Origin of the sequence: Dactylosporangium darangshiense (assembly GCF_039537565.1) — a bacterium.
Classification (GTDB): Bacteria; Actinomycetota; Actinomycetes; order Mycobacteriales; family Micromonosporaceae; genus Dactylosporangium; species Dactylosporangium darangshiense.
Genome location: NZ_BAABAT010000086.1, coordinates 1 through 22,905, shown reverse-complemented (window position 1 = coordinate 22,905; position 22,905 = coordinate 1). Strand labels below are relative to the sequence as shown.

Below are 22,905 nucleotides of genomic sequence, written 5' to 3'. Positions count from 1 at the left end.
ATCATCGGTCAGGCCGGTCGGGGAGTCTGCAACGGTCAAGGTCACGGTCATCTGGTCCAGTCTCGCCCTGATGGGTGGTCAGAACGGAAGCCCGAACTGTGTCTCACCTGACCCTGACAGACAGGGCAACGACGGGCAGGGCCGTTTGATCGAAGAGTGTACGCTGACTGGGCCGAAACGGCGGGCGCAGGAGGTCAGCCAGGCTCTGGTGCGCGAGCCGATACACGGCCACTCCGCCCTCGCCGTCCTGCACCACGTAACGGCCGAGCTGCTCCAAGATCCATCCAAGATCGTCGCGACGGAGCGTCGCGCTGTCGCCACGATCACGGCTCGCGTTGGCGACGGTGAGCCACTCCTCTTCCGGCAGTCCAGCACCGTAGCCATGGGTCAACGCAGCCAGCAGGTGGCGCGCCAAAGCGCCATCACCATCCGTGGCGGCCAGGTCAGCCCCGAACGCCTCCTCGATCGATCCGGCAATCCGGGCCTGCCAGTCGCCTGCGGCCGTCTCCAGAGGTGCGGCCCGCAGTTGGTCCGTCACCAGTCGCGCCAACAGGAATGGCCGACGCTGCGACATGGTGCCGCCGGATGACGGCGCCGCGACCTCGGCCGCGACAAGATCAGCATCCATCTGTGAATCGACGTCGGCCAGCCGCAGCGCCACATAGTCACACACATCCCGGGCCGTGCGCTCCTGAGCGTCAGGGTCGTCCAGGTCCAGCCGCGCCGTCCGGCCAGGCTGGAGGGTCTCCACCAACCCTGGCCCGCCGCCGACGCGTGGGACGTCGCGGGTGGCGACGATCACCACCGCATACCGAGCGAGCCGCAGCAGCAAATCCTCGGCGATTTCGAACGCTGTGCTGCGCGCTTCGTCCAGTCCGTCCACCACGATTACGGGCGGCGACGTGCCAGCCTCGACTGCCCGCTGGACCTGACCAACCAGTTCCGGTGCGTTCCGCCGGGCCTCTTGCGCCGCAAGCACGCCCCGCCGCACCAATTGCCCGGCCAGCTCATCCGCCGCCCGGTCCGCAGTCAGTCCGCGTAGATGCACGTGCGCGGCCACCGACTGTTTGCCCGGATCGATGTGTGTCCACTGGCGTCCTTCAGACAGCAGCCGTGACCGTTCTTCCGGGCTGGACAGGCTGGCCACCCGTCCGACGATTGCGGACTTGCCCATACCCGCCGACCCCGTCACCACGTACACGCCGGGCTGCCCGGACCGCACCCACGACACCACTTGGTCGACCTCGACCACCCGGCCGGTGAACCACGACTGCTCATCTGCCCGGCCACCACCCCGCGCGGCCAGCAGCAGGTGCTCCACCACCTGCTCCAGCGCCCCCGGGTCATACAACGGATTCGGCAACAGCCACCACGCATCACCCCGCGACTGGAACTGCGGCAACTGCCGATCGCTGCCCCACTCCTTCACCACCGCATCACACAGGTCATCACCCCGCAGCCACGCGTTGTGCACCGACCACCGCACCCGCAGCACCGGATCTACCGGCCCGACCTCCAGCAGCTGACGCAGCCGCTGCCCTAGCAGTCCATCCTGCGCCGTCTCCTCTGACCGGCACGCCGCCAGTACCCCCACCCACAACCGCTCCGCCGGCTGGAGCTGCTGCAGCACCTCCGCCGCCACCGCCGCGGCCGGCAACGCCTCACCCGAGAAACACGTATCGAAGATCAGCAAAAGCTGACCGGCGCCCGACACCGCGCAGTACGCCGTCACATCCCGCGCCGCCACCCCCGCCGCCGCGCTCGAACCACTATCTCGCGCCAGCAGCCGCAGGTCCGCCGGCGACCCCAACGCATGACCACTCCACATGAGCAGCAGCCCGCCGCCGTCAGCCACCGCCCCCTCGATCGCCCGCAGGCGTTGCCGCGCCGTGGCCTCGTCCGGGTTGACCACGACCTCGCCAACGAAGTCGCCCCCCAGCAGGCCGCGCACCGCCTCCACATCATGTACCGACCACGGCAACTGCTTGTGCCGGTCGTACTCGCCCACCCCGACACCGAGGAACAGCCCCATCGGTCCGCCTCCACCCCAACTAGCGTGCGACCCGTCCGCTGCCAGGCCCCGGTCCCGCACCGGCCAGAACTGCTGCCGACGGCGTCGACGAGGGACCAAATCGAACCGAACCTATCGACAAAGTCATCCACTCGGAACGGACCACCGGTCCGCCCGCACACCCCGACCCACTCCTACAGTTCGACAATCGGACCGAACCTGGCGGACGGAGTGGTGCCGGCCGTCGCCGAACGGCCGACGGATTCCGCTTTACGCCCATTCAAGCCGATCGTTGGGCTTTACTGTGCCCTTGCGTTGTGTGGTCGCGCACATAGCAGGTATTCCGATGCATGCACACCCGGAATCCGCTTGGCGCTGGCCTCATGTGGCCGACGGGGGTCCTTTCTGGATGGTCGAGAGCGAGGGATCCTCGCCGCGAACTGCAGAACTCTGGGCAACCAGGTTAGCCAGCCGCAGCAGTGCTGCTGCCTGACCCGGCGCGCTCACGCCCGCTCGGTGCGGTCCGGCGACGCCTGCTCGGATACGGCGGAGCGCTCGGCGGTTTCGCGGATCCGCTGCACCGTCTGCTGCATCTCGGCCCGCAGTTCGGCGCGCGGTCCGGAGCATTTCATCCCGCTCCGGCCGAGGACGACGACGATCAGACCCGGATCACCGTCACCCAGCTCGGATGCGTGGTCACGAATGCGTCTACGGTGTCGGCTCGGATGTCGGCGAACAGTTGGGCGGAGTCCTTCGGCAATCCCTCGCTGGGCTGGCCGTCCTTGATTACGGTCTGAAATTCGGGTGCACCTATCCCGACGATGTCCTTGGCCTTGCTGTCCTTCAGTCGCAGGTAGAGCTGCGGCAGTGTGACGCCGACAAGGTTGACGGTCAGCCCGTCGATCCGGGTCAGCTTGTTGATCTTTTCGAAATCCGTGATCAGGTTCAGCGTGGTGACCTTGGCTGCGAGCGCGGCGAGGAAGCGCTGCGCGTTGCGATCCCGGTCGTACGCGCCGAGCGGCTGATCCCGGCGCTGGCGGAGCAGGTCCGCTGCCGCGGCACCGTCGATCGTCTGGCATCCGGTGGGGTAGACACGCCCGGTGTGGATGGACGTGACCTGGTGTTCCAGGCAGATACGGACACCACCGACGGAGTCGGTGATCTTCTCGACGGCGGCGAGGCGTACGACGACCGCGCCGTCGAGCGGCACTCCCGTCAGGTTCTCGACCGTTTTCGTGGCCAGATCCACCCCGCCGTACTGGTACGCGCTATTGATCTTCTCGGAGCCGTGCCCGGGTACGTCGGTGACCACGTCCCGCTCGATCGAGATCAGGTCGACCCGTGTACCGCTGGCCGGGACGTGCACAATCATGATCGTGTCAGATCGGCCTGATTCGTAGGAATCGATGCCGAGCAGCAGCAGGTTCAATGGGCGGGCGGGCGTGACGCCGTCCGCCACGCGCTGGGAGGTGGGGCCGATGTTCCGTTCCAGGCCCACCCCCAGCCACACCGCCGTGGGTACGCCGATAACCAGCGCGATCAGCCCCGCGAGGCCGCTCGTCAGCATTGTGGAGCGGCGTTTGCGGCGGCGTATCACCTCCGCGTCGATGTCTCGGCGCAGTCGCTCGATGTCGATTCGCTCCAGTTCCGGGCGAGCGAACGCGGCCCGGAGGTCGTCGTCGTTCACCGTGCTCCTTCCGCAATGAGATCCCGGCCGCTCAGACGGGACCGGAGGGTGGACAGCGCGCGGGAGATGTAGCCCCGCGCCGTGCCGACGGTGCAGCCGAGCGCCTCGGCGATCTCCGCGTCCGGCATGTCCTCGTAGTAGCGCAGCACCACGGCGGCCCGCTGCTGACGGGGCAGCCCTGCGAGGGCCGTCCACAGCAGGTCGCGATCCGCGGCGCCCTCGGCGATGTCGATCGACACGGGCACCGCCTCATCGGGTTCGCCACGTAGCAGCACGCGTCGCCACCAGGGACCGCGCTTCCAGTCGACGTATAGATTCGCCATCATCCGCTTGACGTAGCGCTCGGGCACATCGGCTCGGCAGACCTTCTTCCAGTGCAGCTGCGCCCGGACCATCGTCTCCTGCACCAGGTCCTCCGCCGTATGCCGATCTCCCGTCAACATCACGGCGTACCTGGCTAATGCCGCAAGCCGGGAGTTGACGAAGTCCTCGTACGTCACATCCACCTCCTGACTGTCAGACGTGTGGAGGCGGTTCCAACATTGCCCGCTGCATTGCCAGAATCCACGGCGTTGTGCATGTCCCAGAAGTCCGTTTCGGACGTTCCGCTGGCGACGCCGTCCAGTGACGTCGACAGACCTACGATCACCTTGCTCATCTCGGTTCTCCTTGAGGGTGTCAGTGCGGTGTGCTGATCAGTGCGCCGGCGAGCTGTGCCGCCCGCAACAGGTCGGGGTCGGGTCGCCGCTCGTACGCCTCGACGGCGGTATCGGTGAACTTGAGAACGTGCTCATCGCCGTGTCCCGCGGCGCGGTCGAGCACCGCGCTCGCGGTGCCCGGGTCGCCGCCCGCGACGTCGACGCCCTCGGCCGGTGCGTACATCGCCACGATGGCCGCGACGGCGGACCACGATGTGGCATAGCTGGCCGCCCACAGGTCCCGCGGTAGCACCGGCAGTATGTGGGCGACGGCGTTGGGGGCGGTCGCGGTGTGCACCAGCAGGACAGGCGCGGCCGGTCCGTAGGAGAGGTACGCGCGGGTGGCCGCATCGACCAGGCTGGTCAGCTGCCGCATCGGGTCGTCACCCGCCGGTCTCGGCGGCAGTTCGCCGAGCCGGCCGATGCGATGCGCGATGAGGCCGGACTGGTCCGCGAGGCGCGGGACGTGGTCGAGCGCCGTACGCGGGTCGGTGGCGACCTCGTGGCGGCTCACCGGCAGCGGGCGGTAGCGCGCGGCCCAGAACGCCAGCCCATTGGCGAGCTCGTTGAGCGCAGGTTCGCTGTCGCCGGTCCGTAACGTCCGCACCGCGTGCCCCACGCGGATGACGCCGTGCGTCGAGCCGGCCACCATGCCGGGCAACAACCGCGGCCACCACTGCGTGAGCACGTCGGTCCATCGACGATCGCGCAGCTCGCTGGCGAACAAGCCGGTCCAGGCGGGCAGCCGACGGTGATCACCGAGTGCTTCCCGCCAATCCGCGATCGGGTCACCGGCCGGCGGACGCTCGTCGAGGCGACGTTCGTACCGGTCGAGCCAGTGGTCGATGTTGATGTCCAGGCCGCGCCGTACGATGACCTCGGCGGCCATCGGAGCGTGGTTGGTCATGCCGTGGTTGCCCTCTTCGTCCCCGCCGTACTCGGGTCCGTAGCGGTGCACCCGGTCGTACGCTTCGTGAATTCCTGTTGTCATACAGAGAGCGTCGCGGCCGGACGCGGGGTGGTCGACGATTAGGCTGTGGCCTAATCTACGGTCGTGATCCGGTTGCATCTCAGCTCCGCCGATACGCGTCGGATCAGGTTCGCCTCGTCGCCGTTGTGGGAGGCGGTGACGAGCCTGCGCACCCTGACCGACACGTCGCGCCGCTGGCACCTGCACCAGCCCTGGCGGGAACACGTGCGCAGCCGGCTTGGCGGCGTGGATCTCGGGCTGTTGACCGCCCTCGTCCGTCCGGCCGGCTACCTGCCGGACTTCCTCGTCCCGGCGCCCGCTCGGCGCAACGTCGCCTTCCCCACGGCGCTGACCGGACTCGCGGACGTCGACCCGGTGCAGGTGGCAAGCGAGCTGATCCACCTGGCCGGCCACCCGGTCGCTCAACGCGGGCCGGGACGCGACGCACGGGTCGCGCTGCTACACAAGCTCGCGGACGATCCCGAGGCCGCTCTGACGGGCATCGCGCAGGCGTTGGATGCCTACTGGCAGGTGGCGGTGGCACCGTTCTGGGTACGGCTGCACGCCCTGCTGCAGGACGACATCGCGTACCGGCTCGAGCAGCTCGCGGACGGCGGCGTTGACGCGCTGCTGCGAAGCCTCCATCCGTCTGTGCGTTTCGACGACATGACGCTGCACATCGAGAAGTACTACGACGGTGACGCGTCCGCCGACGGTCGCGGCGTACTGCTCGTGCCGTGCGCGTTCGCGTGGCCAGATGTAATGGTTCGCACCGCGCAGCCATATCCGGTGACCGTCTCGTACTCACCCCGTGGTGTCGGCCGGCTCTGGGAACACCATCCGTCGTCGCGCCACGCCGCCCTGGCCGAGGTAATCGGGCGTACCAGAGCCGACCTGCTACGACTGCTGGACCTGCCGATGGCCACGTCACAGCTCGCGACGCAGCTCGCGCTCAGCGCACCTACGCTGAACGCGCACCTCAAGGCGCTGCACGCCGCCGGTATCGTCACCGCCCGCCGCGACGGGCGCTTCGTGCTCTACAGCCGCGCCCCGGTCGCGGACCTCCTACTCGAAGCCGAATGAGCCGGGCGCCAGGCGGCGCCTCTTGACAGGACCGACCGCGACATGGGAATCGCCGGCATGCCGCCCGATCGGCCGGTGCGAACCGGACCCGCTGCCCGCCGACTTGGCACGTGAAAGTCTTTGGCGTGTCGGGTCGTTTGGACGCGACCGGATGCAGCGATCTGTACGCGGATGAGTCCGGACAAACGGCCACTTCAACAGCCGAGCAACCTTGGAGCAATCCGAATCCACAATGGACAGTTAGATCGCATGTTTCCGCAGGTAAATCGCTGAATCCAGCGCACGCTCATGCGATCCCGGCGAGCCCTCCACCGCCCATGTCCGATCCGCGAACCAGCGGCCGGCCTCGAGCATCCGGCTGACGGCTGTCGAGCACGAACTGCAGACCCCACTGCTCGGGCGGGGCGTCAACGAACCGAGCCGGATGTGGTTCGTCGTCGTGCCGCTGCCCCTGACCCCCAGACGGCGGGGAGCCGTCCGCTGAATCTCCGGTGTGACATGTCGGGCGATGTCGACGGGCTAGCTCACCCTGTTGACCATGAGCGTTGTCGCTAGTGTTCTCGCCGCTCTGGCGCCCGTGTTGCCGCAGCTGGTCACCGGCGTGTGCACCGTCACCGCAGGCCTCGGCGGTGTCGTGCTGACTCAGCGGTACAACGAGCGGCAACGGACCCGTGAGCGCGCTTCGGCGGCCAACACGAAGGGCGAAGAGGCGACGCCGGAACTGTCCGAGGCGGCGAGCGAGCTGCACCTGGCCCTGATGATGTACCAGCCCGTGCATAACCCGTGGCAGCCGCGGCTGGTGGTGTTGGGATCGGCTGTCCTGGAGTTCATGGCCGCGAAGGAGAGTGGCGGTCTGATGCTCGGCATGTCCCGCGCCGGCCGGATCGCCGTCGAGGCGAACCAGCGCGATGTCGCCGCCGCGGAGGCGCTGCAGGCGCCGCTGCAGCGCGTCATGGCGGCAGCCTCACGCTGTGGCTTGCTCCGGTTCGGAGCAAGCCACAGCGAGCGTCTGCCGATCTACCGCAGCGTCAGCCGCTGGGGCGTGCCGGCCGTACTGATCTGTAGCGGACCCGGTCGGTCAAGGCTGCTGCTCTGGGCGGACGTAGCCGTTCCGGGCTCCAATTCGAATGTGCCGGACACGTCGATGACGACGTCGACCTTCCATGCCGCGTTGAACATGTTGAACTTGTTGCCCGGGCCGACGTTCACGAAAGCCGCATTGGGCCGGACCTCGTGCGGGGTTAGGTTCAGGTTGCTCACCGTCGGTTGGCTCTTGCCCGTCGCCCACAGGCTCAGGTACGTCGAGTTCGCCGGGTCGACCCCGGTCACGTTGCTCACGAGTGCATACGTGTTGTCACCGGCAACCGTTGCCGGGGCGGCGACCGTCTTGGTGCCGGCACCGGTGAACGTGCTCGCACCCAGCCCGTCCCGCGTGTCGACGATCCGCGTCGGGGTCAACGGATGGAACCGCAGGCCGTTCGGGATCTCGAGGGTCGGCTGACCGTCATCGTAGAAACCGAAGATGTCCACGACGATGTGCGTGCTGCCACCGGACAGGTTGGCGACACCGATCGACATGTAGCCGCCGCACTCCGAACACCACGTGGTCGGCACGATCGCGAAGTTCGGCACCACCGAACCCTTCGTGAAGTTCAGCGTCGACGCGGTCGGTGGCGAACCAACGCCGTTCCATGCCGTCACATACCCGCCCATGGTCGGGTTGACCGCGGTGATGTTCACGGCGAGGGCTTGGATTTTGAAGTTGTCCTTCGAGGTGTAGTTGAACGGGATCCGCACGTATTCGAACGGAGCCAGCGGTCCGCCGAACGCCGGGTCACGACTGTCGAGCAGTCGCACCGGCTGGGTCGGGTAGTACTGCCCGCCCGACGCTTGAACCTGGGGGTGGGTGTCGTCGTAAGCGTTGTAGTAGCCCAGCACGTCGGCGATGACATGGACATTGCCGGCGGCATTGAAGATGTCGACCTGACCGTTGGTGCCGACCGGCACGGTGACCGAGTTGGCGCCCGTCCACCCCGCTGGGAAGTTCAGACTCGACGCCGTCGGGCGGGTGACACCGGCCGGGTAGACGGTGAGGTAACCCGCCGAGGTCGGAGCGGTCACGGTCACGTTCAACACGACCGCCGAGATCTTGCTCGATGGCACGCCACCGCGCCCGGTCACCTGCAGATGTAGCGTCTGGCCGCCGCCGAGCGGCGCCTTCGGCGCGCCGTTGCCCTCCCGGGTGTCGAGCAAACGGACCGGGTCCATGGGTCTGTACGTGCCCTCGGCGCCGAGGTGCCCGGTCATGCCCAGGCCGATCTGGCGCTTCCCGAACGTGGTGTTGTCTAGCACCTGGAGAAACGCCGGCTGGGCACCGGCTGCGACCGACTGGCCCTTGACGCTGATCGTGCAGCTTTGCCCGTACACCAGCATGGTACCGGTGCAGGTGTTGGCGCTGATCGTGTATGCGGCCGGCATCGCTCCGCCGATTGAGGCGGCGCCGAGCTCGAGGGCCGAACTGCCCGTAGACGTGATCGTCACCGTCTGAACCTGGGAGCTGTGCCCCAGGTCGACCGTGTCGAAGTTGAGGTAGTTGGGCGACTGGGCGCCGCCCACATAGGCCTTGTCCGAGTGCCAGCGGATCTCGCCGTACGATTCGGACTCGCCACTCGATCCGTGACAGGCCTCGTAGTAGCTGGCCGCGAACGATGTGACGTCCTGCGTCGCCGGGTCGCGGGTCAAGGCGTAGACGGTCAGCAAGCCGGTCGAATCGGTGCATTGTACGGCGAAATCGCTCACCGCCATCGCGTAGTGCGTCGCGTCGCCCCGCAGGGTGGTGGGAAACGAGCCGATGCCGAATGTCTGCCCGGCCGGCGCGGACATCGAGACTTGGAAGCTGTGCTGGCCGGACTGGTCGGCCCCGAACCAAAAGGCATCGAAGCCATCGATTGGATTGTACCTGTGCAGGCCGAAGGTGGCGTTGCTGGGATCGAGACTGGAGTTCCAGCGCCCGCCGATGGTGAAGGCGTCGTACGGGGCGGTTGGCCCAGCCGCGTTGGCCACAGCGGGCAAAGCCGTCACGGCGAGGGCTACCGTCCCGAGCAGTACACCAAACTTGCGCAGAAGGCGCATTTGACTCCCCGTTTGGTCGTTCATATTGCAACAACGGGCAGACCGTAATGATCTTCCTGCCTCGATGCAATCGGCCATTCGGGGCCGATAGATGTTTGCCGACCGCGCGATGCGTCTGCGGCGACGCGGCAACGGGCGCTGTTGCATTTGCCGATCAGAGGACGCGTTGGGGTGAGGGTGGCCGGTCTTTCAGATGGCGGTGGCGAGCTCGTTGAACGCTGCGGCGACACGGAGTCCGTGCGGGGCGTCGGGGCCGAGTTCGTAGCGTCCGCGGCGAAGGTTCTGCATGAACGCGTGTCCGCGACGATTGCCTGCGCGGTCCGGTTGGTCCGTAGCCCGCGCATCCGTCTGAGCCGCTGTTTCAGCCCGCTGTGGTCCGCTTCTACCCGGTTGTTGGCATGCCGTTCGACGTGGTGCCATGCCGACGGAACCACCTCGTCGAGCACGGCCGGGTACACCGGCGCCGCGTCGGTGATCGGCTGGGCTACACCCGGACGGGCACAGACGGACCGCCACTTAAACAGCCGAGCAACCTTGGAGCAATCCAAATCCACAATGGACAGTCGGATTCCACGTTTACGCAGGTAAATCGCGGTGCCATGGGGCCCGTAATTGCGATTCCCGACGATTAAAAGTCCACTGCTCTGCCATTGAGCTAGCAGCCCGAGGGTTATAGGGTACCGGGCCAGTCGCAGATGCCCGCAACGACTTTCCCATCACCGACGTTTGCCCAGCTCAGACGTCATGCCATGGCGCCTGGTCCCGGTCCGAGGATCTTGCGGGTCAGGCCGCCGGGTGGTCCATGAGGCTCGTTGCTCAACTCTCGAGCAACCGGCGAGCAACCACGAAGCGGACGACCGTAGCCCGGTGAACTTGCCCGTCGCGCACAGCGATCGTCGGTCAGTGCGCGATCTGGCCGCTCGGGCACCGGCGTCGATGGCGTGCATGGCCATGCACTGCGCCAGTGGGTGGCTTACGTTAGGGTCCGTACGATCTGGCGCGGGCGTCGTTTCGCAGCGTCAGATGCGCGTTCGAGGCATGGGCCGAGAGGGTGAGTTGGCATGGCGAGGCGCATCGTTCGGGAGCTCGTCGATGACCTCGACGGCACGCCCGCTGCGGAGACGGTCCGGTTCGGTGTCGACGGGGTGTTGTACGAGATCGACTTGTCCGCCGCCAATGCCGCTCGGCTGCGCGAGGAGCTCGCCGGTTTCATTCGAGCGGGGCGGCGGAGCCGTCAAGGGGCGGCGGTGCCATTCGTGAGAGATTCCGTTCGGGGCGGCGGCCGGCCAGGCGGTGACCGTGACCAGAATCGTGCGATTCGGGAGTGGGCGGCCGCACAAGGCTTGCAGGTGTCGATGCTGGGCCGGCTCAAGCAGGAAATTATTGATCAGTACCGGGCCGCCAACGGCCGGTAGGTACAGCTGGCCTCCACAGTCGTCGGCGTGGTCGAGCGCGCACAACGTTCCGCTCAAGGCCGGCCAGCGGGTCGACGAGCTCCCCCGGCACGTCGGGCCGACAGAAAGCCTGTGAGCTGCGGGAACGCCGTCAAGGGCCAGCGCGCGATGTTTGCGGCATGAGCGTGCCGCTGATCAAGGCTTGCCGCTGCATCAAAGCCGTCGTCCGGCCGTACTGAGGGGTGAAGGTCCGGGCGAAGGCTGAAAGGGACGTTCCGCGTGCTGACAGTGCAGTGAGGTTCGATCCGGCCTGATTGTGATGTGGTCGAGCCGGACAGCGGTGGCGGCGGGCGTGCATAAGGGGCATCGTCGTGGTTATGCGATCTTCTCACCGCGTGCGGGTGGCGGCGCTGCTCGTCGGCCTTGGTTTCGGGTTGACGGCGTGCGGCGGGAACTCCGCGCCGCAGGCCTCGTGGTCGGGGGCGCCGTCGCCGGGCCAGCAGCCGGCCGGGGGCGCGTCGCCTTCGGTGTCGCCGGCGCCGAGCGGTAAGCCGGTGCACGTGCGTCTGTACGAGAAGGACGGGGCGACGTACGGCGTGGGCATGCCGATCATCGCGTACCTGTCGGCGTCGATCACCAGCGCCAAGGACTTCGACGCGGCGACCCAGGTCACCGTCAACGGGGCGCCGGCCCAGGGCGCGTGGTACTTCCAGAAGTCCGCGATCTACGCCGGCTACCCGATCGAGGCACACTACCGCCCGGCCGAGTTCTGGCCGGCGCACGCCGAGGTCGCCATGAACCTCGACACGAAGGGCAAGTCGGGCGGGGCCGGGCTGGTGTACGACAACAGCCTGACCCTCGACATGAAGACCGGGCCGGCGAACGTCGGCAAGGTCGACGGCAAGACCCTGCGGATGGTCGTGACCTCCGACGGCAAGCAGGTCTTCGACTTCCCGGTGTCGCTGGGCAAGGCGAGTACCCCCACGTTCAACGGCACCAAGGTCGTCATGGAGAAGAAGGCGGTCGAACGCATGGTCGGCGACGGCTATGACGAGCAGGTGCCGTGGTCGGTACGGGTCACCAACTCCGGCGAGTACGTCCACTCGGCCAGCTGGAACGGCGGCAACATCGGCCAGCGCAGCACCTCCCACGGCTGCACCAACCTGACCGAGGCAAACGCCAAGGCGTACTTCGACTTCGCCCAGGTCGGTGACCCGATTACCTACACCAACACCGGAGGCCCGACGATGCCGACCTGGGACGGGTACGGCGACTGGAACGTGCCCTGGAACACCTGGCAGGCGGGCGGCGCGGTGCCGGCCAACTGACGCACCTACGGGCGAACGTCGACATCGCAACCCGCAGACGGCCGCGACGCCTTCCAGCACGCGTGTCGCGGCAGATCCGCGCATCGGGCCTCTGCAAGCGATGGGCACTGGACGGCGCGACCTCATGACGGCGTCTTGTTTCCGGGCGCCCGGCGGTACTCAGGCCGATCGAAGGCAGAAGGGGTGCCCGGCCGGGCTGGTGTAGACCCGGCCGCCTTTCTGCGCGGCGGGGTCGACGTCGTCGGTGGGCTCCAGCCGGCGTGCACCGGCTTCGAGAGCCAGCCTGTCCGCGGCCGCGAGGTCGTCCGTCGTCAGGTCGACATGCATTTGCTGGGCGTTGCCCTGCGGCCACTGCGGGGGGACGTGTCCCGGAGCCAGTTGGATCACGAATGCGGGGAACCCGTCGGTGCGCAGGAAATGGTGGGTTGGGGTCTTCGCGATCGAGCCGCCCAGCAACTGGTGCCAGAACGCGCTCTCGGCTTCCAGTTCGCCGGCGTCGATGATCACGGCGCTGAGGTTGATGTTCATGCTCGTTCTCTTCCTGCCTGCTCGGTTTGGGGCTCAGACCACCGGGATGATGCCGCCGTCGACGCGGAACTCGGCTCCCGTGAGCCACTTCGCGCGCTTGGAGGCGAGGAACGCGATCATCTCCGCTACGTCCTCGGGATCGCCTGGCCGGCCCATCGGCACGTTCAGGTGATCCACGATCTGCTGCGTGACGTTCTCCACGCCGGTGCCCTGCTGATCGGCGATCCGCTGCAGGTGCTCGGCGGCGCCTTCGGTGACGACGAAGCCCGGGAGGACGCACACGACCCGCACTCCGTGCCGTCCCACCTCGGTCGCCAGTTCGCGGCTGTACGCGTTGAGGGCCGCCTTCGCCGCGGCATAGGACGATTCGGTGCGCTGCGGCAACCGGCTCGCGATCGACGAGACGTGCACGACGACGCCGGAGCCCCGCTCGACCATTCCCGGGACCAGAGCCCGGTCGAGCCGGACGGCGCTGAGCAGGTTCATCGCCAGGTCCGCATGCCACGACTCGTCGGATCGCTGCAAAGTCGGCGCCGGGGCGCTCGCGGCGCCCGCGTTGTTGACCAGCACATCCACCCCGCCGACGCTGTCGATGACCCGCCGGCCGAGATCCGCGACTCCCTGCTCGGTCGCGAGGTCCGCCGGGATGAAGGTGGCCGGCAGATCTGCCGGAGGTGCGCTGCGTGAGGCGGTCAGCACCGTCGCGCCGGTTGCGGCGAAGCGGCGGGCGGTCGCCTCGCCGAGGCCTCGGCTGCCGCCGGTGACCAGCACGCGAAGGCCGCTGAGGCCGTCTGCGGGGAATGTCATGAGGCAACCCGTCCAGTAAGGTGAGTCCGACTCCGGAAACGTAGCATAAACGGAGTCGGACTCACGTTATGGAGGTAGTGTTGTCGTCGTCACGTCCGTTGCGTGCTGATGCGCGACGTAACCGCGAGTCGCTCCTGGCTGCAGCGCGGGAGGCGTTCCTCGACGGTGAGGCCGACGCTGGAGTGGAAGAGATCGCCCGGCGAGCCGGCGTGGCGGTCGGAACGCTCTATCGCCACTTCGAGACCCGCGAAGCCCTGGTCGAGGAGGTCTATCGCCGGGAGGTCGACGAGCTGTGCGCCGCCCCCGCGGACCTGCTCGACCGGCACGCCCCGGACGAGGCCCTGCGACGCTTCCTGCTGCTGCTCGTGGAGCACGCAGCCGTGGGCAAAGGGATGGCCGTCGCACTGGAGAGCATCATGGCGACGGATTCACCGGTCTTCGACGACGCCCGCACGCAGATGGCACACGCTCTCGATCAGCTGCTCACGGCGGGCGCGGCAGCAGGCACCATTCGTGGCGACGTCAGCGGACGCACCATGCTGCGCGCGCTGGGAGGCGTCTGCAGAATGCACGCCACGGACGGCTGGAAGCACGAAGCCGTGCGCATTACGGCGATCCTCTTCGACGGCCTGCGGTTCGGCGCGCCCAACGCAGGCTGAGTCGACGCACACCGTAGGACGAGGTGAGCATCCGTTCGTCGGCTCGCTCAGCCCCTGATCAGACATCCGCTTCTCGGCATCTCCGGGCGCCGCGCGGGGTGCTCAATCTAGGGCTGATACCTACGCGGAGTGACCGCGTGCGGTCAGGTTGGCGTGCACGGACGGCGGCATGAGCGGAAGCCAAGGTCGCCGCGGGTGCATGTATTGAAGCGCCCCGAGTTTCTGGAGGCGGCGATCAGTGGGTTGGGCCGGATCGGCCGCCGTCACGAGATCGCGTTCGCCGGCGGGACGCACTGCTGTGGCGCTCAACATCAACGGCGTCCAGCCCACGACGGGCACGTACCTGAGCGTGTGGCCGGCCGACGCGGCCCGCCCGACGTCCAGCACGCCCCACATAGGTCCGTGACTCCGTGCGGCGCCCTCTTCGCTTTCGAGGAGGGCGCCGCACGGTAGAGATGTCCTCAATGGACTGGTCAACGAATACTCCTAGGCGGCAAAGCGAGAGTGGCCTGTCGGGCTCTCCGTGTCGGCTGACATTGACGTCGCGCGGTGCAGGTCGCAAGATTCAGGCGGCTGCTCATGCGCGGGACGCGCGGCGGCCGCACATTCGGCTCAAGCGGGGGTTTCACCAGAATGCGTTCACCTCGCATCACTGCAATCGCCCTGTCCATGCTCGCGGTGACAGGGAGTTTCGTTGCTCTTCAGCCCCTCACCGCGTACGCCACGGAGCCGGGGACCGATGGTCTGCTGGCGACGTCATCGAACGCCGGCACATACATGGGCAACGCCGACGGAACGGGACAGCACGTGCCGGCTCCGTTGTCCTCGGCGCGATACACGACCTGGTCGTCCGACGGCAGCCGCATCGCCTGGCAGAATTACCCGGAACCGCCGGTCTCGTGGTCAGCGACCCGGACGGCACCAACCAGGTGTGGATCCCGGACACCGCCTTCTCAGAGAGTCCCACGTGGTACGACTCGAACACCAAGCTGGTGTTCGCTGACTACTCGAGCAACACCACCAGCGATACACAGCTTTACGTCGCGTCGGTGCTCGGCTCGAGGTCAAGGACCCCGCTGTTCGCAACGGACACGGGATGCTCTGACGCTCATCCGCTCGCTCACGGAAACTTGATCGCATTCACGCGCTTGTGCACCTCGGGTCTGGCTCTACGACAAGACGACCGGTACGGCGCACAAGGTGCTCGACAACGCATCCGACGGGGACATTTCGCCGGACGGCACCAAGATCGTCTTCAGTCGACCTACGTCCACGTACGGGGAGGATCTGTTCGAGTCTGCGATCGACGGCTCCGGAGTCACTCAGCTCACCACCACGGGAGCCACACAGAACAAGCGCCATGAGCAACCGGTGTGGTCCCCGTCGGGCACTCGCATCGCGTACTACAGCATCGGCTGGTCCAACAGCACGGAGATCTTCGATATGGCAGCCAAGACCGAGACGGTCTGGCTCGCCTCGAGCTGGGGCTTTCCCTCCTGGCAGCCCATCAACCCCTCGGCGCCGAAGCCGCCTACGCGGCTGGATGATCGCGACACCTATTACCCGATGTCGCCGTACCGCATCATGGACACCCGCTCCGGTCAGGGCGCGCCGAAGGGTGCGGTTGGCAACGGCGGCACGGTGAGCCTGCAGGTGACCGGTGCGGGTGGTGTGCCCACCGACGCCTCGACGGTGGTGCTGAATGTGACGGTCACCGAGCCCACCGGCCCGGGATTTGTCACGGTCTACCCGACCGGTGTGGCCCGGCCGACGGCCTCGTCGCTCAACTACGCGAAGGGCTGGACCGGGGCCAACTCGGTCACCGTGAAGGTCGGCGCGAACGGCAAGGTGGATCTGTACAACGCAGGCGGTCCGGCGCACCTGATCGCGGATGTCTTCGGCTACTACACGCAGGGCCATTGCTGCTCGGTCTACTCGGGCGGGCAGTATCACCCGTTGGCTCAGCCGGTCCGGCTGACCGACACCCGGGATTGGGGGATCGGCCGGGTCCCGGCCGGGAACTACATCAACTCCGTCGCGTCCTGGGACAGCAGCATCGATCCGCACGTGCGTGCGTTCGCGGTCAACGTCACGGCCACCGACCCGACCGGGGGCGGTTACCTGACGGCCTGGAACGGGTACACGGGCGGCCTGCCCAACACGTCGACACTGAACTACACGGCGAACGCCACCGTGCCGAACTTCGCGGTGGTCCCGACCACGCCGTGCAACAACTGCGGCAGTGCCAGCGGGCTGCCGTCGATCGGCGTCTACACCAGCACCAACGCGCACATCATCGTCGACATCGTCGGGTTCTACGACGACGGTACGCTGCCCGGCGGGCTGCGGTTCACGCCGATCGTGCCGACCCGGATCGTGGACACCCGCAGCGCTGATGGCTGGCCGTCGCGGCTCGGGCCGGGCGCCACGGCATCGATCAAGCCACCGGCCTTGATTGCGACCGTCGACACGTGGGCGCTGGCGACGAATGTGACCGCGGTGCAGCCGACCTCGGCCACGTACCTGACGGTCTGGCCGTCCGGAGCGGCAAGGCCGGGCACGTCCAACCTGAACCCGACGGCCGGATCGGTCGTGCCGAACGCGGTGCAGACCATGATCGGCGCGGACGACAAGTTCAACATCTTCAACGCCGGCGGCTACTGCGACGTGGTCGTCGACGTGGTCGGAACCTTCTATCAGTACCCGCCTTCGGCGTCGGCGTCGGCGGCGGCCAGCAGCCAGTTGGCCCCCGCACCGGTGACGCCCGCGCAGCCGCCGATGCAGTTCAAAAGGCCCTAGCACGGCGAATCCGGTAACGCGTCTGATGTCTCGCGCCGCGGACGCGTTACCGGGTTCAGACCTGCTTGCGCTGAAGCTGCTCACGCCCGCTGACCCGATCGGACCGGACCTCTCAGAGCTAGGCGACTGCCGCTAGTTGGTATGTCATGCGAAGCAGCACTCCGGTCATCGACCTGGCAAGACGGCTGAACGCCTCGCCCGCACCGCCGCTGGCTGGCCGGGCTGCGCGACGACCCGTCGAGGACGACGAGGTCCGGCACGCGGCGGCGCAGCGCATCGCCTGACCTTACTGGGCCCGCCGCGCACCGGGTTATCTCGGTGGTAACGCGGTGGCGCAAGGCTCGGGTGGCCGGCACCGGCCGGATCTGACACCGCCCCGTAGACGGTAGGACTGGAGCGTTCGGCCTGGCGGGGCCGGCGCCTCGGTGTGTCAGGCTGCTGCGAGGGCGAGTGTGAGGCAGAAGCCGAGCAGTGCGGTTCCTTGGAGGGCCGCGCGCAGGTTGATGATCGAGTCCCACCGTTCCTGGAGCTGGCGTGCGCCGGGCGGTACCCGGCCGGCCTCGGCTGCCTCGATGAAGGCCTTGTTGATCGGGAGCGAGATCCGGTTGAACAGGACCAGCCAGACCAGCAGCAGGAGCAGTGCGATCCCCGCGGCGACGCCGGCGGCCGGGCGGCCGGTGAGGAAAGCGGTGAGCGCGGTTGCGGCGCCGGCGACCACGCTGAGGATGCCGGGCAGGGGCATGCGGGCGTTGCCGTAGCGGTGGGACAGGCCCACGACGCGGGTCATGGTGGCGTCGTCGAGCGCGGCGTACGTCGGGCGCATGACCAGCGCGCCGAGCGTGTCGGTGCCGAAGATGACGGCCGTGGCCAGCGCGGCGGCGGTGGCGAGGACGTCGAGGAGCACGGTCATAATCCCTCCCGGAATCTAGCGATGCTAGGAATCTAGCACTGCTAGGATCGGGATGTGAAGGCCCCAACGAAGGCGCAACTGGCCCGTGCCGGCCGGCGGGATCGGATCGTCGACGCGGCGCGGGAGATTGCCGAGGTGCACGGGTGGCCGGCGGTGACCGTGCGACGGCTTGCCGACACGATCGGCTTCAGCCAGCCGGTTCTGTACAGCCATTTCCCCGACGGCCGCGACGGCATCATTCGGGCGGTGGCACTGGCCGGCTTCGCCCGGCTCGCCGAGCGTTTGACGTCGGCGGGCGATCTGGGCGGGCTATGCGCGGCGTACCTCGACTTCGCCCGCTCGCAGCCGGCGACGTACGAGGCGATGTTCTCGATGCCGACCGACCTGGAGTTCGCTCGGCCGACCACGCCCGAGCCGCTGCGTGCCGGGTTCGGCCCGCTGCTGTCCACCATGGGCGACGAGACTGGGGCGGAGGTCTTGTGGAGCGCGCTGCACGGCCTGGCTGACCTGTCCCGGCACGGCCGGCTGCGGCCCGACCACGAGACGGCCCGTGTCGAAATGCTGATCGGCCTGCTCGGGCGCGGACAGCCGGGGTCCGCGTGCAGTGGAACCCCGTAAGATCTGGCCCGTGGGGTGGGAGGCACTCGGGCAGTGGGGTGACGACGTCGCTCGCATCGAACCGCTCGCCGGCGGAGTCGCCAACGACGTGTGGAGCGTGCGGGTCAACGGGCACCTCGCGGTCGGTCGTCTCGGTGTCAGGAGCGATGCTGATCTGGCGTGGGAGACCGCGCTCCTGCAACACCTCGACCGTGAAGGTCTGACCGTGCCGGTGCCGATCCCGACGACGGACGGCCGGCTGTTCGCCGACGGTCTGGTGGTGATGACCTACATGGATGGCGGACCGCCCGAGACGCAGGCCGACTGGCGTCGCGTGGCCGGCACGCTCCGCGAGCTGCATCGGTTGACGCAGGGCTGGCCGCAGCGCCCAGGTTGGCGATCGTCGACCGACCTCCTGCACGCCGAGACCGGGACGAGGATCGACCTCGGCGCGATGCCCGCTGAGGGTGTTGCTCGATGCCGGGCAGCGTGGGCGCGGCTCGCCGGACGTCAGACATGCGTCGTGCACGGCAACCCCAACAACCCCGGCAACGTGCGCATGACCGCCAATCAGGTCGCGCTGATCGACTGGGACGAGTCGCACGTCGACGTCCCCGTCCTCGACCTCGTGCTGCCCGACAACGCCGCCGGTCTCGACGACGGCGCGTACGACATCGCCGCGCAAGCGTCGGCCGCATGGGAAGCCGCCGTCTGCTGGGGCGACGAGTACGCAGTCAAGCGGCTCGCCGAAGTTCGAGCGGTCTGAGAACGCGTTCGAGGACAGGTGCATTCGACGAGCCGTGGGAACCGCTGGCCATCTGGGGCCTGCAGCAACTCGCAGCAGAACTCGGCGGCCCGCCTAGCCAGGCGCAGATCGCACGGCCCGGCGCACTCGGCGACGCGCTTTCCAGGGTCGGGGTGGAATCAGGCTGAATTGGCACCCACAGCCTGTGAAACCCCGGGCCGGGATCAGGACCTGGGCTCGGCCGATCGGGCTCTCTATATCGGCTGACATTGACGTCGCGCGGTGCAGGTCGCAAGATTCAGGCGGCTGCTCACGCGCGGGACGCGCGGCGGCCGCACATTCGCCTCAAGCGGGGGTTTCACCACAATGCGTTCACCTCGCATCACTGCAATCGCCCTGTCCATGCTCGCGGTGACAGGGAGTTTCGTTGCTCTTCAGCCCGCCACCGCGAACGCCACGGAGCCGGGGACCGATGGTCTCCTGGCGACGTCATCGGACTACGGCACGTACATCGGCAACGCCGACGGAACGGGACAGCACGTGCCGACTCCGTTGTCCTCGGCGCGATACACGACCTGGTCGTCCGACGGCAGCCGCATCGCCTGGCAGAATTACGCCGGAACCGCCGGTCTCGTGGTCAGCGACCCGGACGGCACCAGCCAGGTGCGGATCCCGAACACCACGTACTCAGAGGGTCCCACATGGTACGACTCGAACACCAAGCTGGTGTTCGCTGACTACCCGAGCGACAACATCGCCAGCCGTACACAGCTTTACGTCGCGTCGGTGCTCGGCACCGGGTCCAAGACCCCGCTGTTCGCAACTGACACGGGATGCGCTGACCATCATCCGCTCGCTCACGGAAACCTGATCGCATTCACGCACTCGTGCACGTCGTCGCCAAGTCAGGTCTGGCTCTACGACAAGACGACCGGTACTGCGCACAAGGTGCTCGACAACGCATCCGACGGGGACATCTCGCCGGACGGCACCAAGATCGTCTTCAGTCGAACGTCCACGTACGGGGACGATCTGTTCGAATCTGCGATCGACGGCTCCGGAGTCACCCAGCTCACCACCACGGGAGCCACGCAGAACAAGCACCATGGGGCTCCGGTGTGGTCTCCGTCGGGCACTCGCATCGCGTACTACAGCAACGGCGGGCCCAACGGTCAGGACACAGAGATCTTCGATATGGCAGCCAAGACCGAGACGGTCTGGCTCGCCTGGAGCTGGGGCTCGCCCTCCTGGCAGCCCATCAACCCCTCGGCGCCCAAGCCGCCCATGCCGCCCACTGATCGCGGCACCTACTATCCGATGTCGCCGTACCGCATCATGGACACCCGTTCCGGTCAGGGGGCGCCGAAGGGTGCGGTCGGCAACGGTGGCGTGGTGAGCCTGCAGGTCACCGGTGCGGGCGGGGTGCCCACGGACGCTTCGACGGTCGTGTTGAACGTGACCGTGACCGAGCCCACTGCCGGGGGGTACGTCACGGTGTACCCGACCGGTGTGGCTCGCCCGACGGCGTCTTCGCTCAACTACGCCAAGGGGTGGACCGGGGCGAACTCGGTGACGGTGAAGGTCGGCGCGAACGGCAAGGTGGATCTGTACAACGCGGGCGGCCCGACGCAGCTGATTGCGGATGTGTTCGGCTATTACACGCAGGGCCACGACTGCTGTTCGGGCTATATGGGCGGGCAGTATCACCCGTTGGCTCAGCCGGTCCGGTTGACCGATACCCGGGATTGGGGGATCGGTCGGGTCCCGGCCGGGTACTACATCAACTCTGTCGCGTCCTGGAATACCACGATCGATCCGCATGTGCGGGCGTTCGCGGTCAACGTGACGGCGACCCAGCCGACCGGGGGCGGGTATCTGACGGCTTGGAACGGTTATTCGGGGAGTTTGCCGAACACGTCGACGCTGAACTACACGCCGAACGCTACGGTGCCGAACTTTGCGGTGGTGCCGACCACGCCGTGCGGTGACTGTGGCAGTGCTACCGGGTTGCCGTCGATCGGTGTGTACACCAGCACCAACGCGCACATCATCGTCGACATCGTCGGCTACTACGACGACGGTTCGCTGCCGGGCGGGTTGCGGTTCACCCCGATTGTGCCGACCCGGATCGCGGACACCCGTAGCGGGCAGGGGTGGCCGTCGCGGCTCGGGCCGGGGGCTACGGCGTCGATTGCGGCACCGGGCTCTATCGCGAGCGTTGACACGTGGGCGTTGGCGACGAACGTGACCGCGGTGTTGCCGACCTCGGCCACGTATGTGACGGTGTGGCCGTCCGGGGCCGGGAGGCCGGGTACGTCCAACCTGAACCCGACGGCGGGCTCGATCGTGCCGAACGCGGTGCAGACCATGATCGGCGCGGACGACAAGTTCAACGTCTTCAACGCCGGCGGCTACTGCGACGTGGTCGTGGATGTCGTCGGAACCTTCTACCAGTACCCGTCTTCGACAGCGTCGGGCTGGAGTACCTCCGCGCCGGTGACCCCGACGGCGCAGTCACCGACACAGATCAAACGGCTCTAGCAAACGGGCGAGGTCTCCGGTAGGCAGCTACCGGAGACCTCGCCGTATGCCCGGTAGGGCGCTAGCTGTGGCTGCACTGGTACGACGGCCGGGCAATCGGGGGCTTGTTCGCGGCCGACGCGCTGCGAGCTATCACACCCGTCGGCAGCGGGTACGGGAAGTAGTCGAACCGTCCGGCCACGTCGACGACGACGTCAACGCTCGACCCGGCGTTGCTTTTTAGTCCGTAGGTTCAGGGTTCGAGTCCCTGGCGGCCCTCCACTTGACCAGCTGTTTCAGCCTGCCTGTCGGTCCGATGTGGACAGTGGATACTTGTCGGCTGCTCAGGGCGGGCCGGTCGGCCGGTTGCGGCGGCGGACCTTGTCCGCACCCCTTTGGCGGTGGCGAGGACGGGCCGGGCGGTGGCGCACACGTATCCGGAGTTGTCCCACCGCTTGTCGGCGGCGCGGCGGCGAGCTCACGGCGATGGTGGATACGCGCAACTGTCGCCTGGGCGACAGAAGATTCACTGCAACCTCTTGTTCCGCTGTGGCGTGTTGTCGGCGTACGGCCGGTTGGTCGGTCGCTGATGGGGAGGAAGGGCAGTGTGAGCACCTTGCTTGACGGGGGCAGCGTGGAGTGTCCGTCGGACAGCGGACCGCCTGCCGGCGCTGGGGGGTTCGATGAGTTTTATGCGGCGTACTTCCGGCCGCTGACGGTGCAGTTGTTTGCCTATACCGGTGATATGGCTGCGGCGCAGGATGTGGTGCAGGAGGCGTTCTGCCGGGCGTTGGCGCGGTGGAAGCGTGTCGCTGAGTTGGGTGATCCGGCGGGTTGGGTGCGTCGGGTTGCGTGGAATTTGGCGACCAGCCGGTGGCGGCGGGCTCGTACGGCGATGGCGTTCGCGCGTCGGCATCGTGAGGAGCATGTGGCGGCGCCGAGCCCGGACCGGGTGGCGCTTGCGCAGGCGTTGTCGCGGTTGCCGGAGCAGCAGCGCCGGGCGGTGATTCTGCACTATCTCGCGGATCTGCCGATCA

The 22,905-nt window shown here is 67.6% G+C and carries 20 protein-coding genes and 1 pseudogene; 10 read left to right on the top strand and 11 right to left on the bottom strand.

Going from position 1 to position 22,905, the window contains the following annotated elements:
* Positions 1-103: 103 nt before the first annotated feature.
* From ABD901_RS56240 to ABD901_RS56215, 6 genes are all read right to left on the bottom strand, one after another.
* Positions 104-2,032 carry an AAA family ATPase gene (locus ABD901_RS56240; protein ID WP_345144185.1) on the bottom strand — a complete coding sequence of 643 codons (1,929 nt, stop codon included), beginning with the start codon at positions 2,030-2,032 and terminating at the stop codon, positions 104-106.
* A 482-nt stretch (positions 2,033-2,514) separates the two neighbouring features.
* Positions 2,515-2,643: a hypothetical protein gene (locus ABD901_RS56235; protein ID WP_345144183.1), complete on the bottom strand. Its 129-nt coding sequence runs from the start codon at positions 2,641-2,643 to the stop codon at positions 2,515-2,517.
* Between the two features lie 26 nt (positions 2,644-2,669).
* Complete coding sequence (locus ABD901_RS56230) at positions 2,670-3,698, bottom strand: LCP family protein (protein WP_345144181.1); 1,029 nt, start codon at positions 3,696-3,698, stop codon at positions 2,670-2,672.
* The gene (locus tag ABD901_RS56225; protein ID WP_345144179.1) at positions 3,695-4,204 is read right to left on the bottom strand and encodes a SigE family RNA polymerase sigma factor; all 510 of its coding nucleotides are present in this window, start codon (positions 4,202-4,204) and stop codon (positions 3,695-3,697) included. Before ABD901_RS56225 ends, ABD901_RS56230 begins: the two co-directional genes overlap by 4 nt.
* Positions 4,195-4,356 (bottom strand): hypothetical protein, encoded by a 162-nt coding sequence (locus ABD901_RS56220; protein ID WP_345144177.1) that lies wholly within the window; start codon positions 4,354-4,356, stop codon positions 4,195-4,197. Before ABD901_RS56220 ends, ABD901_RS56225 begins: the two co-directional genes overlap by 10 nt.
* A gap of 20 nt (positions 4,357-4,376) precedes the next feature.
* Positions 4,377-5,465, bottom strand: a complete 1,089-nt coding sequence (locus ABD901_RS56215; RefSeq protein ID WP_345144175.1) for a hypothetical protein — start codon at positions 5,463-5,465, stop codon at positions 4,377-4,379.
* Here ABD901_RS56215 and ABD901_RS56210 point away from each other — a divergent pair.
* Positions 5,451-6,449, top strand: a complete 999-nt coding sequence (locus ABD901_RS56210) for a DUF5937 family protein (protein WP_345144173.1) — start codon at positions 5,451-5,453, stop codon at positions 6,447-6,449. The genes ABD901_RS56215 and ABD901_RS56210 overlap by 15 nt on opposite strands.
* A gap of 1,017 nt (positions 6,450-7,466) precedes the next feature.
* Here the strand turns inward: ABD901_RS56210 and ABD901_RS56205 are convergent.
* The gene (locus ABD901_RS56205; RefSeq protein WP_345144171.1) at positions 7,467-9,581 is read right to left on the bottom strand and encodes a choice-of-anchor D domain-containing protein; all 2,115 of its coding nucleotides are present in this window, start codon (positions 9,579-9,581) and stop codon (positions 7,467-7,469) included.
* Between the two features lie 341 nt (positions 9,582-9,922).
* Positions 9,923-10,015, bottom strand: a pseudogene (locus ABD901_RS59480) (hypothetical protein); the annotation flags it as partial.
* A gap of 627 nt (positions 10,016-10,642) precedes the next feature.
* On the opposite strand from ABD901_RS59480, the gene ABD901_RS56200 reads away from it, so the two are divergent.
* The gene (locus ABD901_RS56200) at positions 10,643-10,996 is read left to right on the top strand and encodes a histone-like nucleoid-structuring protein Lsr2 (RefSeq protein ID WP_345144169.1); all 354 of its coding nucleotides are present in this window, start codon (positions 10,643-10,645) and stop codon (positions 10,994-10,996) included.
* Positions 10,997-11,352: 356 nt separating this feature from the next.
* Complete coding sequence (locus tag ABD901_RS56195; RefSeq protein ID WP_345144167.1) at positions 11,353-12,303, top strand: L,D-transpeptidase; 951 nt, start codon at positions 11,353-11,355, stop codon at positions 12,301-12,303.
* 159 nt (positions 12,304-12,462) lie between these two features.
* Here ABD901_RS56195 and ABD901_RS56190 read toward each other — a convergent pair whose 3' ends face one another.
* The gene (locus ABD901_RS56190) at positions 12,463-12,831 is read right to left on the bottom strand and encodes a VOC family protein (RefSeq protein ID WP_345144165.1); all 369 of its coding nucleotides are present in this window, start codon (positions 12,829-12,831) and stop codon (positions 12,463-12,465) included.
* Between the two features lie 33 nt (positions 12,832-12,864).
* A complete protein-coding gene (locus ABD901_RS56185; protein ID WP_345144162.1) occupies positions 12,865-13,638 on the bottom strand; it encodes an oxidoreductase in 774 nt (257 codons plus the stop codon).
* A gap of 68 nt (positions 13,639-13,706) precedes the next feature.
* On the opposite strand from ABD901_RS56185, the gene ABD901_RS56180 reads away from it, so the two are divergent.
* The 3 genes from ABD901_RS56180 to ABD901_RS56170 all read left to right on the top strand — a co-directional run bounded on the left by ABD901_RS56180 (position 13,707) and on the right by ABD901_RS56170 (position 17,380).
* Entirely contained in the window at positions 13,707-14,297 is a 591-nt protein-coding gene (locus ABD901_RS56180) for a TetR/AcrR family transcriptional regulator (protein ID WP_345144159.1), read from the top strand.
* 1,200 nt (positions 14,298-15,497) lie between these two features.
* Complete coding sequence (locus ABD901_RS56175) at positions 15,498-17,096, top strand: TolB family protein (protein ID WP_345144157.1); 1,599 nt, start codon at positions 15,498-15,500, stop codon at positions 17,094-17,096.
* Between the two features lie 146 nt (positions 17,097-17,242).
* Positions 17,243-17,380, top strand: a complete 138-nt coding sequence (locus ABD901_RS56170) for a hypothetical protein (protein ID WP_345144154.1) — start codon at positions 17,243-17,245, stop codon at positions 17,378-17,380.
* A gap of 146 nt (positions 17,381-17,526) precedes the next feature.
* Here ABD901_RS56170 and ABD901_RS56165 read toward each other — a convergent pair whose 3' ends face one another.
* Positions 17,527-18,006 carry a DUF1772 domain-containing protein gene (locus ABD901_RS56165; protein ID WP_345144152.1) on the bottom strand — a complete coding sequence of 160 codons (480 nt, stop codon included), beginning with the start codon at positions 18,004-18,006 and terminating at the stop codon, positions 17,527-17,529.
* A gap of 54 nt (positions 18,007-18,060) precedes the next feature.
* On the opposite strand from ABD901_RS56165, the gene ABD901_RS56160 reads away from it, so the two are divergent.
* The 4 genes from ABD901_RS56160 to ABD901_RS56145 all read left to right on the top strand — a co-directional run.
* Positions 18,061-18,624: a TetR/AcrR family transcriptional regulator gene (locus ABD901_RS56160; protein WP_345144149.1), complete on the top strand. Its 564-nt coding sequence runs from the start codon at positions 18,061-18,063 to the stop codon at positions 18,622-18,624.
* A 10-nt stretch (positions 18,625-18,634) separates the two neighbouring features.
* On the top strand, positions 18,635-19,369 hold the full coding sequence (locus tag ABD901_RS56155) for a phosphotransferase enzyme family protein (protein ID WP_345144147.1): 735 nt from the start codon (positions 18,635-18,637) through the stop codon (positions 19,367-19,369).
* A 381-nt stretch (positions 19,370-19,750) separates the two neighbouring features.
* The gene (locus tag ABD901_RS56150; protein WP_345144144.1) at positions 19,751-21,889 is read left to right on the top strand and encodes a TolB family protein; all 2,139 of its coding nucleotides are present in this window, start codon (positions 19,751-19,753) and stop codon (positions 21,887-21,889) included.
* Between the two features lie 613 nt (positions 21,890-22,502).
* Positions 22,503-22,905 (top strand): sigma-70 family RNA polymerase sigma factor (locus ABD901_RS56145; RefSeq protein ID WP_345144187.1); only part of this gene is annotated, 403 nt, incomplete at its 3' end.